A 13,376-nucleotide genomic window follows, 5' to 3' on the forward strand; every position below is an offset into this window, starting at 1 on the left:
CGCCCGCGAGGCGAGACGCTGGCTTGGTGACCAGAATCCGCATCGCTACTGTGCTCACTCTCACCGCACTCGCCGCCGTCACGATCACGCCCGCGGTCTCGGCCGCGCCGAAGGGTCTCGCCTGGGGTCCCTGCCCGTCCGGATCGCCACCGGGCTACGACTGCGCCGAGATCGAGGTCCCGTTGTCCTATCAGGACCCGGGCGGCCCTCGGATCACCATCGCGCTCGGCCGCCTCCCCGCGACGGACCAGAAGCACAAACGCGGCACCCTCTTCACCAACCCCGGCGGCCCCGGGAACCATGGCCGCTTCAGCAGGTTCCAGACCCCGTCGCTGCACCGGCAGTTCGACATCGTCGGCTTCGACCCGCGCGGCGTCGGCGCCAGCACACCGGTCCGATGCTTCGCCTCCGACACTGAAACCGTTCCGCTCAAACGAATTCTGGGAAACTTCCCGATCACCGCCGAGCAGGAGACCCGGCATTTCGCCGACGCCCGCGAGGTCACCGCCTCCTGCGGCCGCAACGCCGGGCCGCTGCTCGGCCACCTGTCGACCGCGAACGTCGCCAGGGACCTCGACAGGATGCGCCAAGCCGTCGGCGAGCCCCGCCTGCGCTACTACGGGCTTTCCTACGGCACCTACGTCGGCGAGGTGTACGCCAACCTGTTCCCGCATCGGGTCGGCGCCTTGGCACTGGACGCCGTCAACGATCCGATCGCCTGGTCCACCGGACACCGCCCGGAGGACGCGAACGTCCCGTTCAGCACCAGGCTCGGCGGCTTCCGGGACGCCGACCGCGCACTCCAGGCGTTCCTCGACGCGTGCGCGGCCGACACCCGGTGCGCGTTCCGCGAGCCGGGGAAGGACTTGCGGGCCAAGTACGACGGGCTCCTCGACCGGCTGGAAGCCACGCCGGGGCCGGTCACCTATCAGGAGGTCATCCGGCGTACCCACCACGCGCTGACCGACGAGGCCCACTCGCCCGCGCTGGCGGAATTCCTCCAGTCCGTGACGAAACCTGTCGTGGAGAAGGCCATCGCGACACCTTTCGATTCCGCGATGGGTGGCGGCGGGACGATCTGCGCGGACACCACGAACCCGCGTGACCCGGCCGCCTGGCCTCGCGCGGCCCGCGCGGCCGACCGGGAAAGCCGCGGTTTCGGTTCGTACGACGCGTATCTCTCCCTGCCGTGCGCCTTCTGGCCCGCCTCCGACCCGGCGCGGTACACGGGACCGTGGAACCGGCCGACCGCGCCGATCCTGTTGCTGGCCAACGGCAAGGGTGACCCGGAAACGCCGTACGCCGGGGCGAAGCGGGCCGAACGCATCCTCGGCAACGCCCGGCTCCTGACGCTGGACGCCTGGGGACACGGCGCGTTGAACCGCAGCACCTGTGTCGACGCGGCTGTCGACGCCTACCTGTCCCACGGACGCCTTCCGGCGCGCGGCACCGTGTGCGCCCCGGATCACGCGCCGTTCGACGCCAGGTAAGCCAGCGCGGTGTCCGCGTCGGTGAGCCAACCGGCGTAGTCGGCGGGATCGGCGAAGATGTTCGCGAACCGGCGCGCCACCTCGGGCGCCGTCCGCGCGGCTTCCAGGGTGGCCAGCACGTGATCCGGCGGTGGACCGAGCAGATCGTTGCTCAGCCGGGTCGCGTGCTGCGCCTTTTCCCAGTATTCGGCGAAAGTTCCGCGCAGGAACGCTTCGTCGAACGGGCGGTCACCGTGGTCGAGGATGCGCCGTTCGTAGACCGCGGCCGCGTGCGCCGCCATATTCGCGCCCTGTCCGGCGATCGGGTCGTTCGTCACCGCGGCGTCGCCCATCGCCAGGACCTTCGCCCCCGACGGCAGTGTCCCGACCGGGTCGCGCACGATCGGCAGGACCCGGCCGCGCAGAACGTCCGGCGGCCCGCTCGGGCGAGCGTCGGCGAGCTCCCCCTCAGTCGACCAAGGCTTGGTACACCAAGTTCCTCAATTCGACGCGGATCGGATAGGTCGACGACGGCAGCAACTGGGTGAAGAACAGGACCGTGACGTCCTCGTCCGGATCGACCCAGAACGCGGTGCTCGCCGCGCCGCCCCAGGCGAATTCCCCGGCGCTGGCCAGGGTCTTGGCCTTCACAGGGTCGTCGAGCACGGAAAAGCCCAGGCCGAAGCCGAAACCGTCGTACGGCGCCTCGGAGAACCCGGTTCGCCCGCAGGTCTCCAGGTCCACGCCGCCGGGCAGGTGGTTGGTCGCCATGAGCCGCACCGTGCGCGGGCCGAGCAGCCGGACGCCGTCGAGTTCGCCGCCGCGCACCAGCATCTGCGCGAAACGGTGGAAATCACCCGCCGTGGAGACCAGACCTCCGCCACCCGAGAAGCACGAAGGCGCGACGCGGCCGACCTTGCCCAGCTCGTCGTGACGGAACGGCTCCTTGGTGGCGGGATGCGGCACGTAGAGCGCGGCCAGCCGGTCGAGATCGCCGGCGGCGGCCTGGAACCCCGTCTCGTGCATGCCGAGCGGAATAAAGATCCGTTCGGCGAAGAAGACGTCGAGTGACTGCCCGGAGACGACCTCGATCAGCCTGCCGAGGATGTCCGTCGCGACCGAATAGTTCCATTCCGAACCCGGCTGGAACAGCAGCGGCAACCGCGCGATCGCTTCGGAAACGCCCGCCAGATCGAGCCCGGGCGCGGTGCCGAGGTCGAACCCCGCCTCGCGGTAGAGCGCGTCGACCGGATGCGTGCGGTGGAAACCGTAGGTCAGCCCCGCGGTGTGGGTGAGCAGATGCCAGAGGCGGATCGGTTCGGCGGCGGGCACGGTCGCCGGCTTCACCGACGAGCCCCCGGCGAAGACCCGCGGTTCGGAGAACTCCGGCAGCCAGCGCGAGATCGGGTCCTTGAGGTCGATGAGGCCCGCTTCGACGAGCATCATCGCGGCGACGGAGGTGACCGGCTTCGTCATCGAGTAGACGCGCCAGATCGTGTCGGTCTCGACCGGAAGCCCGGCCTCGATGTCGCGCTGCCCGTTCGACGCGAGATGCGCGACCTTCCCGTTCCTGGTCACCACGGCCAGATACCCGGGGAGCCGCTTTCGCTCCAGATACCCGTCGAAGTGCTTGTCGATCCGGCGCAGCCGCTCCGCGTCGAAACCCACCTCGGCCGGGTCGACGTCCACCTTCAGCTCGATCATGCGACCGAGGCTACGCGTTCCGCTCGGCCTGTTTCTCCAGTCGCCACGCCTCGTCGGTCTTCCCGATCCGCCAGTATCCGGAGATCGACAGCAGGTCGCGACGCATGCCCCGGTCGTCCAGCAGATGACGCCGCAGGTCCCGGACGAACCCGGCCTCACCGTGGACGAACGCCTGCACGACACCTTCACACCAGTCGAGCGCGCGGACGGCGGCCGCGAGATCGTCACCCCGGCTCCGGTGCAGCCAGGTGATCCGCGCGTCGCCCTTGGTGGTCAGCGACTGCTCTTCGGCGGCGTCCTCCACGAGGATGAACGCGTGCACGGGAACACCGGCCGGCATCGCCTCGAGCGAAGCGGCGATCGCCGGAAGAGCACTCTCGTCCCCGGCGAGCAGATGCCAGTCGGCCTCCTCGCCCGGCGCGTACGCCCCGCCAGGTCCCGAAATGAGCAGCTCGTCGCCGGGTTTCGCGGCGGCGGCCCACGGCCCGGCGACCCCCTCGTCACCATGGTGGACGAAGTCGAGCACCAGCTCGCCGAGGTTCGCGTCGAAAGCGCGGACGGTGTACGAACGCATCCGCGGCCACTGCTCGCGCGGCAGCTCTTCGCGGACGCGGGTCAGGTCGAACGGTTCGGGATAGGCGACGCCAGGCACCCGGAAGTGCACCTTGACGTAGGCATCGGTGAATTCGTTGGGCTGGAAGGAGGCGATCTCTTCGCCCCCGGCGACGATCCGGACCATATGCGGGGTGATCCGCTCGGTGCGCAGCACCCGCAGCCGGGTCGCCGACACCGCTCTCCGCGCCTCGGCCATGCACACTTCCTTTCCAGGGTTAGGTGAACCTAACCGAGCGTACGCCTTTCGCCGTCGGGCCGGGCGAGGTCTCCCATCATCCGATCAAAGCCTCGCCGACGTCGTACACCCGGCGGGTCACCCCGGCACCGGCCGGGGCCTCCTCGACGGTGTACTCACCGCGATACCACCAGTCACCCAGCCGGGCGAGGAAATGACGCTCGGCATCCGTTCGGCGATCGGCGCCGGGACCACACACCGGACACCTCGACCAGGAGCTTCACGAAGCCCTCGCGGCCGGATCGCTCACCCGGGTGTTCTGGAAGGACGCGACGCGCCAGCCATCGGGCTCCTCCACGAGCACGTACGTCAGCGTCGACTCGCGGCCAGGTTCCGGCTTGTCGTCGGACAGCGACGATCCGCCGCCGGACACGACGATCGCGACGTCCGGCCGGATGAACCGCACCTTGGGCTCGCGACCGCCCGCCACCAGCTTCGATCCCTTGAGCGGCCCCTCGAACAAGGACCGGTGCGCGCTTTCGATCATCGCGCGGCCAGGCATGTTCATTCCGAAAAAGGTCACGTAATCGGCGTCTTCGGTGAAGAGCGACGCGTACGCGGCCGCGTCGCCGTCGTTCCACGCGTCGGCGAGCTTGCCCAGTACGGCCAGGACTTCGGCCTGTCGTTCCGTCATGACTTCCTCCCATTGGACGAACGGCGTTCGTTAGACGAACACCGTTCTACAAGCGAACGGTGTTCGCGTCAAGTAGAGTTCCCGCGAACCCCGGATCAGGAGGCGAACGAAGTGAGCAGGCCCCGGCGTCGCGCCGAGAAACCCGTGCTGTCCCAGGAGCTCGTGGTGAAGACGGCACTGGATCTCCTCGCCGCCGAGGGGCTGGAGGCGGTGAGCATGCGGCGCGTGGCCCAGGCGCTGGAGACCGGCCCGGCGTCGCTCTACGCCCACGTCGCGAACAAGGAAGAGCTCCACGAGCTGATGGTCGACCACGTCCTCGCCTTCGGCCCGTTCCCGGAACCCGATCCGCGGCGATGGGTCGAACAGGCGAAAGACCTGTTGCGCGACAACGTGCGCGCGCTGACGTCGGTTCCGGGGATCGCCAAGATCGCGTGGGCCATCCCCGTCCCGGTCGGCGCGAACGCCCTGCAGCAGGCCGAAGCGATGCTCGCGGTGCTGCGTGCGGGCGGCCTCGACCTCAAGCGGGCCCTGTTCGCCGCCGACGCGTTATGGCTCTACGCCAAGGCTTTCGCCTACGAAGGCGCCGGCTGGCAACACGGCGACATCGACCTGGCCGACCAGGAGGAACGCGGCAAGCGAATGGTCGAATACATGACGTCGTTCCCGCCCGGCGCCTTTCCGAACCTACTGGCTTCGGGTGAATACTTCACCGCGGAGACCGCGCAGGAACGGTTCGAGTTCGCCATCGACCTCTTCTTGCGCGGCTTGGCCTCCGCCGCCTCATGATCTGACGTGGCGACGTGTTGCGAAAGGACGGCGTGCCCAGGTGAGCGTCGGTCGGGTCGGCCGGGCGCGGGCGGCGGTTTCGCGTGTCTGGATGGACGACACACGTGATCGACCGGACGACTCGCGGCGGAGCCTCGGCCCCGGGCGTGTCGTCCATCCAGTCACGCGTGTCGTCCGCCGGATCACGCGCGGCGGTCGGGCGAGCTCAGAGCAGCGCGACCGCGGCCGCGTACTGCGGCACCAGATGCGCCCCCAGCGAAGCCTTCATCTCCGACATCTTCTTCCCGAACACCACCTGCGGCCGCCCGGTTTCCACCGCCCACCGCACCGTTTCGCCGTAGAAGTGGAAGTACAGATTGGGCCGCCCGCCGAGTTCCGGCGGCAGCGCCGCCCAGTGGCGGGCGATCGGCAACGCCGGGTGGTCGAGAAGGGTCGCGACGGCGATCGCCCGGCCCGTCGCCGTCTCACGGTATTCGATGACGTGCACGTCCGGCTGTCGCAGGAGGGCACCCACGTACCCCACGAACGCCGGGAGCGGCACGATCGGCACGTCGTGGTGTTTGGATTCGTTGTGCCGCAGCAGTTCCGCGATCTCGACCGGATCGGCCTCGGCACCCGGCCGCACGCGCACCTCGATCGACGGGTCGGCATCGAAGGTCCGGAAGATCTTGCGCAGGTTCTGTTTGCGTTTCCTGGCCAGCGAGTTCATCCAGTCGTCCCGGCTCGAGAACGGCGAGACGTCGAGGATCGCGACGTCCTCGGTCCGCCGCACCATCTTCAGCCCGCCGCGGACACTGTCCACTCCGGACTCACCGACCTGGCGCACCAGCAGCGCGCGCAGGCCGAAACCGAGTTCCGCGCGCATGGCCGGGACGAACGAGTCCAGCAGCATGCCGACGCCGCCGTCCCCGTCCGCGCCGTCGAACCACCAGCCCGGCATCGCCCCCGAGCCGGGGGACCGCACGTCGAGCCCGCCGAACCGACCGCGTCCCATCGGCCGGGCGAACCGGTGCCGCCGGGTGAGTCCGGTGACCCAAGCGGAGCTGACCACGCCCCGCGGTTCCCCGTCTTCGAGCAGGACCGTGACCGGCTGCTCGGTGCGCGCCGCCCACGCCTGGGTGGTGAGCACCTCCCAGCTCCAGTCCGCCCGCAGACCGGCCTTGGCCCGCAGCGATTTCCAGTACGCGGGCTCCGGATCACGGCGCGGGTCCAGCACGTCGATCACCAGCGCGTCACCGGCCTCGGCACGATGACCCCGAGCAGCGGGACCGGCTGGAAACCGAGTGTCGCCTTGAGCTCGGTCAGCCCCCGGCCCATCGACAGCGACTTCCGGTTGCCGTCGATCATGTAGCGCACGTTCCGCACGACAGCCTCGAAGTAGAGGTGCTTCGGCCGTCCCTCCTCCGGGGCCAGCGCGGCCCAATGCTGGTGCAGCGGCGCGACGGGATGGTCGAGCACGTTGGTGAACGCGAGCAGCCTGCCCTCGCCGTCATGGTAGGTCGAGGTGATCACGTCCGGCCTGCGCACGAGTTCCCCGAGGTATTCGGCGGTGACCGGACCGCGCCGGTCGAACTTCACCGGTCCCATCCGTTCACGATGCTCCCGCAGCATGGTGGCCAGCTCCAGCGCGTCGAGGTCGGTGCGGGCGGCCTCGGTGCGGACGATCACGTCCGGGTCGGCGGCGATCTTCTTCGACTGACCGCGCAGGCTCAGCCGCCTGCTCCGGCGCAGGGACGCCAGCCATCCGTCGACGTCGACGAACCGGTTCTCCAGCACCGACGTCGGCATCGTGTCGCGCACGGGCCTGCCCCGGCCGGTCAGCATGTCGAGCGACTCAGGCTCGACGGTCCGGTAGAGGACGCCCAGGCACCCCGGCCCGGTGAAGCGGCACACGGCGCGCTCGAACCGGCGCATGATCTCCCGCCGGTCGGCGACGTCGACACCGTCCGCGAACAGCCACGGCGGGTATCCGGAAAGCCACGCGTGCTGCACCTCGGCCCAACGCGGCCCGAGCCGCGCCACGCCGCGCACGGCGCCGGGACGATCCGGGGAGACCGGGGCGCACAGCATCGCCAGTACCGCGGCGACGATCTCACCCCCGTCCCTGATCACGGTGAGCACGTTCGGGCTGGGGGAAAAACGCGACTCCACCCGCAGCAATCCGTAGTCCCACGGGACCGGGGCCTGCTGCGCGGCGAGGAATCCCGCCCAGTCCTCGGGTTCCGGATCGATCCGCGGGTCGAGCACCCGCACTTCCCAGGTCATCGGCCCAGCACCGGTCTCGGCACGGCGACCGACACCAGGGACCTGGTGCCGAAGCCGAGCGGGGTCTTGTTCTCCAGCATCGCACGGCCGGCGGTCAGTTCGGGGCGCCGATGCGTGATCATGTGCTCCACTCCCCTGGCGTAAAAGTCGACATAGAGCCCTTTTCGTCCGCCTCCCGCGCTCGGCAGCGCGGCCCACTGGTGCAGCGCGCAGCCGCCTTCGGCGTCGAACACCGTGCCGAATCCCAGCAGGCGCCCGGATCCGTCGCGGTAGGTACGGGTGATGACGTCCGGACGACGGATGAGCGCGTCCAGATAGGACGGTGCGATCGGGCTGCGGGTGTCCATGTGCAGTCCGCCGAACCTTGACCGCTGTCCTCCGGCCCAGGCGCGATCGTCCTGCCTGGAGCGGTGGGCGTTGAGCAGCACGGCGAGTTCGTGGCAGTCCAGGTCCCGGCGGGCCGACTCCGCCTCGGTGCGCAGGTCCCCATCTTCACGCAGTTCGTGCAGTGTCTTGCGGATCCCGTCGTCGAGCGACCGTTCCCAGTCGTCCACAGTGGAGTAGTCGTTGGTCAATACGGCGGCCGGGTCGATCTCGCGGGTCATCCGACCGCGGCCTTCCAGCGCCGGAAGGAGTTCCGGATTCATCGCACGGTAGATCAAGCCCAGCAGTCCCGGGCCGAGGTGGGCGCACAGTGCCCGTTCGAACCGGCGGACCACTTCCCGCCGCTCGGTCTCGTCCAGTCGCTCGTCGAGCACCCCGGCGGGATACCCGCTGAGCTGCCAGAGGTAGGCCTCCGCCCAGCGAGGGCGGAACCGCCCACCCAGGACGGACAGCGGCGCGAACTCACCCGCTCGCCAGCTCCGGCACACCATCACGGTGAACGCGCCGACGATCGTCCCGTTCCGGCGGAGCACCGCGAGTACCGCGGGGTTCTTCGCCATCCAGGCTTCCCTGCGCAGGACCTCGTACTCCCACACCGGCCACAACCGCGCCCGCCGCAGGAACCCGCTCCAGCCTTCGGGTTCGGCCGCGCTTCGCGGATCGAGCACCTCGACCTCGAACGTGGTGCTCCGTGCCGCCACCTTCATGGTCCCCATCACGTGAGCACGACCGGTGTCCCGTGTCGCGGGCACGGCGCGATCTCACCACGGACGCCGCCCGCCGGGAGCACGTCCACGAACCGCGGGGAATCCTGCCGCAGCAGTGTGAACGCGAGACCGCCCGGCGTCGCGCGCGCGTAGACGCGGGGCCAGTCGAGGTGCCATCGGCCGCATTCCTCGATCGCGCCCAGGTAGCCCAGCGCCGGATCGTGGAGCACTCCGTACGGGCCGGAGTCCATTGTGTCCAGTTCTCGTCGCGGTACGGATTCGACCCGGTACGCACGGTCTTCGGGCAGCGCCGCCGCGAAGACGGCGAGCTGCTTGTCGTCACCGACCGCGAGCACGCGGCGACCGCGACGGAGGTGGGACGACAGTTCCGCCAGGACACTCGGCGCCGGTACGTCAGGATCCACCACGCAGCAACGAACTCCACGCGGAAGGTCCACCGGTGCCCGCGCCTCGTCCCCGCCGAGCACGACGACCAGTGCGTCTCCGGTCACCGAACGTGCCTTACGCAGCACGGGACCCAGCCCACGGCTCGGCTCGATCCGTTGGGTGCCACCGGCGAGCGGTACCAGGTCGACGATCTTGTGCACCGCCTCGGCCAGCGGCGCCGCGCCGGAATCCGTCCCGGTGCGACCGGGCACCAGCACGGGATCCGTTCTGCCGTCGAGTGCCCAGCGCTCCCGGTAGAACGGCACCGTCGCGAAGGCCGACCGCACGGACCGCCGGTAGGCAGCCCGCCAGGCAGCATTCACCCCCACAGTCCACATGGCGCGCAAGCCTGCGTCATCGACGCCGGTTTGGGAATACCCCGCGCCGGGTTCATCCGGTTTTCGGCCGACTTCCCACCTTTTCGACTGAGCTGAAAGGACGAACTTGCGGATTCCGCTGGCGGGAACAAAGCGAGTCTGCCTATAACACGGGAACTTTCGAGCCGGCACGACCTGCCGGACGCCTGGGGCCAAGGGGACTCATGAACCGTGAAAACACAACGCGTGACGCTACGAACACGATAGCGCACTCACCGCAGGGATACGACAGATGAGCTGGCCGGCCCCCGGCCCCGCGGAAAGCGGACTCACCGTAGTCGTCCCGTGCTTCAACGAAGTCGACAACGTCGAGCCCTCCTATCAGGAGATCGTCGCCGAGTTGGGAAATCTCCCACTCGAACTGCTCTATGTGGACGATGGGAGTACCGACGGGACGCTGGACGTCATCCGGGCACTCGCGCACACCGACCCCCGGGTGCGGTACGTGTCCTTCACCAGGAACTTCGGCTTCGAGGCGGCCTTTTCCGCCGGTTATCGGTACGCGGGGAAACCGTGGCTCCTGCACATCGACGCCGACCAGCAGTTCCCAGCCTCCGAAGCGGGGAAATTGATCACCGCCGCCGAGGCGGGCAACGACGCCGTTTTCGGTGTTCGCACCAATAGGCAAGATCCCTTACCAAGACGCTGGGGTACCGCCGCCTTCCATTTCCTCGGCCGCCGCGTGCTGCGCATCGAGATCCCGCCCGGCGCGACGGCGTTCCGCCTGGTGCGCACGGAGCTCGCGCGCAAGATCGTCGATCTCCGGCTGGGCACCCCGTACTTCCTCGCCACCGTGCCGAGACTGACCAGCCGCTACACCACCGTCCAGGTGGCACACCGGGCCCGTGAGCGCGGTGAGTCCAAAGTGGGCTTCGGTTTCCTTTCCTCGCACGCCATCGAGCTGTTCGTCGGATTCACCCGGCGGCTGACGACGGTGGCTTCGAGCACGGCGATGCTGACCGCCGGGGTCTCGGTACTCGCCGGGATCGCGGCCGCCACCGGGCTTCTCGGACTGACCGCCGCGTCGGCGCTGACGTTCGTCCTGTTCTCCGTACTGCTCACGGTGCTCGCGTTGACCGTCCGCTACCTGGTCGTGGTCGGCGCCGGACAGCCGCGGCCACGGCAGTTCTACATCAGGGAAGCCAACTTCCCGGTCGACGAGGACGACCGGCTCTACGCCTCGGCCATGGCCGAGATCCATCCTGGGGAAAGGCAAGCGGGAGTGAAGAAAACCGAAGACACGGCGGCCGCACGGAGCCTGGTGATCCTGGGCGGCGCCGACGGTTCGGTCAGCACGTACCACCGGGCGCGGGAACTCGGTTTCCGCACCATCTGCGTGGACGTCCGCACGAGCGCGCCCGCCGTGGCGCTGGCCGACGAGTTCGTCCAGGTCAGCGTCCGCGCGCCGGAGCAGATCGCGGCGGCACTCGAAGGACGGGACGACATCGCCGGGGTGCTCTGTCCGGCCAGTGACGTCGGGCTGCCCGCGCTCGCCTGGCTCACCCGGCACTGGGGCCTGCCGGACCCGCTGCCCGAGGCCGCCGTCGCCGCTTCGGTCGACAAGTCCGTCTTCCGCGAACTCTGTGACAGGCTGCGCCTGCCGACTTACCGGAGTGTCGGCGGGAAACCGGGCCCGGATCTCGCGCTCGCCGCGCAGCAGCTGCGGTTTCCCACGCTGGTGAAACCGGTCGACTCCTCCGGCAGCCGCGGTGTCGTCTCGTGCGCGAGCCCCGGCGGCCTGACCACCGCTTTCTCCGACTCGCTCGCGTTCTCACCGTCCGGCAAGCTGGTCGTCGAGGAACATCTCGACGGCTCGCACTACACGATCGAAGCGCTCGTGGTCGACGGCCGGATCGTGTTCCACGCGGTCACCCGCCGCACGCTGACCCCGCCGCCGTTCTTCGTGACGGCGTCCCACCTGTTGCCCGCCGGGCTGCCGCCGGTGGTCGACCGCGCGCTGCCGGTGATGCTGGCCGCGTTGTGCGCCGAACTCGGTTACCGCACCGGGCCGCTGACGCTCGACGCGGTACTCGGCCGTGACGGGAAGTTCTACCTGATCGAGATGGGCGCCCGGATGGGCGGGAACGGCCTGGCCGAGGCGATCGAGCACAGCACCGGCGTCGACCTGATCGCCGCGGGGATCGCCGCCGCGACCGGCGGTGAGGTCGTGCTCTCGCCGCGCGCCCCGCGACCGACGCTCATCCACATCCTCGCCTCCGACCGCGGCGGCCGGATCGTGCGCATCGAAGGCGTCGACGAGGTCCGCGCCATGCCCGCGGTGCACAACCTGGAACTGTTCGCGGAGCAGGACTCCTACGTCAAACCGTACGAGCAGGCGGGCTACAAGATGGGGTACGCCGTGCTTTCCGCGCCGACCGTGCCCGAGGTGCTCGCGGCGGAGGACGAGTTGCGTGGCACGCTGAAGTTCCTGCTCGACGAGCAGGGAATGGCGGTACCGCTCCCTTGACCGGAACCTCGCTCACCGGTGCCGGCACCGCGTCGATCGCGGCGCCGAAGCGGTCGATGGTGCTCCGGCTGCTCGCCGGGCGTGGCGTCTTCCGGCTGGCGATCCAGGCGATGGGCCTGGTGCTGGTCACCGCGTGGGGTGCGCACGACTACGGCCGGTTCGCCACCGCGCTCGGGCTGATGACCTGGCTCAACTTCGTGCCGTCCGCGGCGGAGAAGTCGGCGTTGAAATGCCTGCCCCGGCTGCGGATTACGCGGGACGCGGTCGCGGCGCTGGCCGTCCGCGTCGCCGTCGTCCCGGTTCTGGTGGTCCTGGCGGCGATGGCGGTCGCGCTGATCGTCGCACCGGACTCGGACGCCGCGCTGTACCTGACGGCCGCGGGCTGGTCGATCTCCGGTGGCCTCCTGATGACGGTCTCCGGCCTGCACCGCTTCACCGGTAGGTCCACTTTGGACGCTCTGGCGTTCACCGCGGGAGCACTGGTGGTCGGCGCCGTGACGGTGGGCACCTGGTTCGTCCGCTGGCCGCCGTTGACCCACCTCGGCCTGCTGCTCGGCGGGATCCTGCTCATCCTCGGTTTCTCCGCGGCGCTGCTGCCGAGGAAGTGGCTGCGCGTCCAACGGATCGAGGGACACCGGCTCCTGCCCGCGTTCGGCCGGACCACCGTGCTGCTCGGGATGACCGAGGTGCTGGACGTCCTCGCGACGTCGACGGTGTTCGGGGTGCTGGCACTGGCGGGCCGGACCGTCGACAGTGGACCGTTCTACGTCGCCTTGCTGGCCGGCAGCGCGTTCTGCTCGCTGCTGTTCTATCAGCTCCGGGTGCACCAGCCGTCGATTTCGGCGCGGCTGCGCGGAAGCGGGGCGGCGGCGGGCAGGGCCCGCGCGGTCGCACTGCTGAAGCTGGTCGAACGGGGCTCGCTCGCGTTCCTCGTCCTGGTGGGCCTCGCCTTCGTGATCCCGGTGGCCCGCCCGGTGCTGACCGCTGAAGACACCGTCGGCGCGTACGTGGTCCTCGGTGTCTTCGTCCTGGTCGAGACGGTGTTGTTCGCTGTCCAGCTCTACGCGGGCTTCCTGATCGAGAACACCAACAGCAAGGTCCTCACGCTCACCGCGTCGGCGTCGATCGCCGGTCTGCTCGCCACCCCGTCGGCCGCCGCCGCGCTCGTGCCGGCGATGGGGCCGGTCGGCGGGTTCGCCGCACTCGTCTTCGCGATCGGCGCGCGGGCGATCGTCCTCCGGCGGCTGCTGCGCCGCCACCACCCCGAACTCTGAACGTCGCACTGG

General features: G+C 69.7%; 13 protein-coding genes and 2 pseudogenes. 6 read left to right on the top strand and 9 right to left on the bottom strand.

Annotated elements, in window-relative coordinates:
* Positions 1–26: 26 nt before the first annotated feature.
* Positions 27–1,490 carry an alpha/beta hydrolase gene (locus LCL61_RS03300; protein ID WP_425341979.1) on the top strand — a complete coding sequence of 488 codons (1,464 nt, stop codon included), beginning with the start codon at positions 27–29 and terminating at the stop codon, positions 1,488–1,490.
* Here LCL61_RS03300 and LCL61_RS03305 read toward each other — a convergent pair.
* The 5 genes from LCL61_RS03305 to LCL61_RS03325 all read right to left on the bottom strand — a co-directional run bounded on the left by LCL61_RS03305 (position 1,466) and on the right by LCL61_RS03325 (position 4,657).
* Complete coding sequence (locus LCL61_RS03305; protein ID WP_340685449.1) at positions 1,466–1,870, bottom strand: hypothetical protein; 405 nt, start codon at positions 1,868–1,870, stop codon at positions 1,466–1,468. The genes LCL61_RS03300 and LCL61_RS03305 overlap by 25 nt on opposite strands.
* A 67-nt stretch (positions 1,871–1,937) precedes the next feature.
* Positions 1,938–3,173 carry a serine hydrolase domain-containing protein gene (locus tag LCL61_RS03310; RefSeq protein ID WP_340685450.1) on the bottom strand — a complete coding sequence of 412 codons (1,236 nt, stop codon included), beginning with the start codon at positions 3,171–3,173 and terminating at the stop codon, positions 1,938–1,940.
* 10 nt (positions 3,174–3,183) lie between these two features.
* On the bottom strand, positions 3,184–3,984 hold the full coding sequence (locus LCL61_RS03315) for a siderophore-interacting protein (protein WP_340685451.1): 801 nt from the start codon (positions 3,982–3,984) through the stop codon (positions 3,184–3,186).
* A gap of 76 nt (positions 3,985–4,060) precedes the next feature.
* Entirely contained in the window at positions 4,061–4,222 is a 162-nt protein-coding gene (locus LCL61_RS03320; RefSeq protein WP_340685452.1) for a hypothetical protein, read from the bottom strand.
* A 21-nt stretch (positions 4,223–4,243) separates the two neighbouring features.
* Complete coding sequence (locus tag LCL61_RS03325; protein ID WP_340685453.1) at positions 4,244–4,657, bottom strand: SgcJ/EcaC family oxidoreductase; 414 nt, start codon at positions 4,655–4,657, stop codon at positions 4,244–4,246.
* A 111-nt stretch (positions 4,658–4,768) separates the two neighbouring features.
* Between LCL61_RS03325 and LCL61_RS03330 the strand changes: the two genes are divergently transcribed.
* The gene (locus LCL61_RS03330) at positions 4,769–5,443 is read left to right on the top strand and encodes a TetR/AcrR family transcriptional regulator (RefSeq protein ID WP_340685454.1); all 675 of its coding nucleotides are present in this window, start codon (positions 4,769–4,771) and stop codon (positions 5,441–5,443) included.
* 205 nt (positions 5,444–5,648) lie between these two features.
* On the opposite strand, the gene LCL61_RS03335 is transcribed toward LCL61_RS03330, so the two are convergent.
* From LCL61_RS03335 to LCL61_RS03350, 4 genes are read right to left on the bottom strand one after another with little or no spacing between them, the layout of a single operon-like run.
* Positions 5,649–6,671 carry a GNAT family N-acetyltransferase gene (locus LCL61_RS03335; protein WP_340688480.1) on the bottom strand — a complete coding sequence of 341 codons (1,023 nt, stop codon included), beginning with the start codon at positions 6,669–6,671 and terminating at the stop codon, positions 5,649–5,651.
* Positions 6,665–7,708: a GNAT family N-acetyltransferase gene (locus LCL61_RS03340; protein ID WP_340685455.1), complete on the bottom strand. Its 1,044-nt coding sequence runs from the start codon at positions 7,706–7,708 to the stop codon at positions 6,665–6,667. Before LCL61_RS03340 ends, LCL61_RS03335 begins: the two co-directional genes overlap by 7 nt.
* Entirely contained in the window at positions 7,705–8,808 is a 1,104-nt protein-coding gene (locus LCL61_RS03345) for a hypothetical protein (RefSeq protein ID WP_340685456.1), read from the bottom strand. Before LCL61_RS03345 ends, LCL61_RS03340 begins: the two co-directional genes overlap by 4 nt.
* Complete coding sequence (locus tag LCL61_RS03350) at positions 8,808–9,533, bottom strand: hypothetical protein (RefSeq protein ID WP_340685457.1); 726 nt, start codon at positions 9,531–9,533, stop codon at positions 8,808–8,810. Before LCL61_RS03350 ends, LCL61_RS03345 begins: the two co-directional genes overlap by 1 nt.
* A gap of 322 nt (positions 9,534–9,855) precedes the next feature.
* On the opposite strand from LCL61_RS03350, the pseudogene LCL61_RS42535 reads away from it, so the two are divergent.
* The 4 genes and pseudogenes from LCL61_RS42535 to LCL61_RS03360 form a co-directional block, all read left to right on the top strand.
* Positions 9,856–10,806: pseudogene (locus tag LCL61_RS42535) on the top strand (glycosyltransferase family 2 protein); the annotation flags it as partial.
* Positions 10,807–11,241: 435 nt separating this feature from the next.
* Positions 11,242–11,721 (top strand): annotated as a pseudogene (locus LCL61_RS42540) (ATP-grasp domain-containing protein); the annotation flags it as partial.
* Positions 11,698–12,090, top strand: a complete 393-nt coding sequence (locus LCL61_RS42545; RefSeq protein WP_425342029.1) for a hypothetical protein — start codon at positions 11,698–11,700, stop codon at positions 12,088–12,090. The pseudogene LCL61_RS42540 and the gene LCL61_RS42545, both read left to right, overlap by 24 nt.
* Entirely contained in the window at positions 12,087–13,364 is a 1,278-nt protein-coding gene (locus tag LCL61_RS03360; protein WP_340685459.1) for a hypothetical protein, read from the top strand. The genes LCL61_RS42545 and LCL61_RS03360 overlap by 4 nt, the downstream gene beginning before the upstream one ends.
* Positions 13,365–13,376: the final 12 nt, after the last annotated feature.

The organism is Amycolatopsis coloradensis (assembly GCF_037997115.1).
In the GTDB taxonomy this organism is placed as follows: Bacteria; Actinomycetota; Actinomycetes; order Mycobacteriales; family Pseudonocardiaceae; genus Amycolatopsis; species Amycolatopsis coloradensis_A.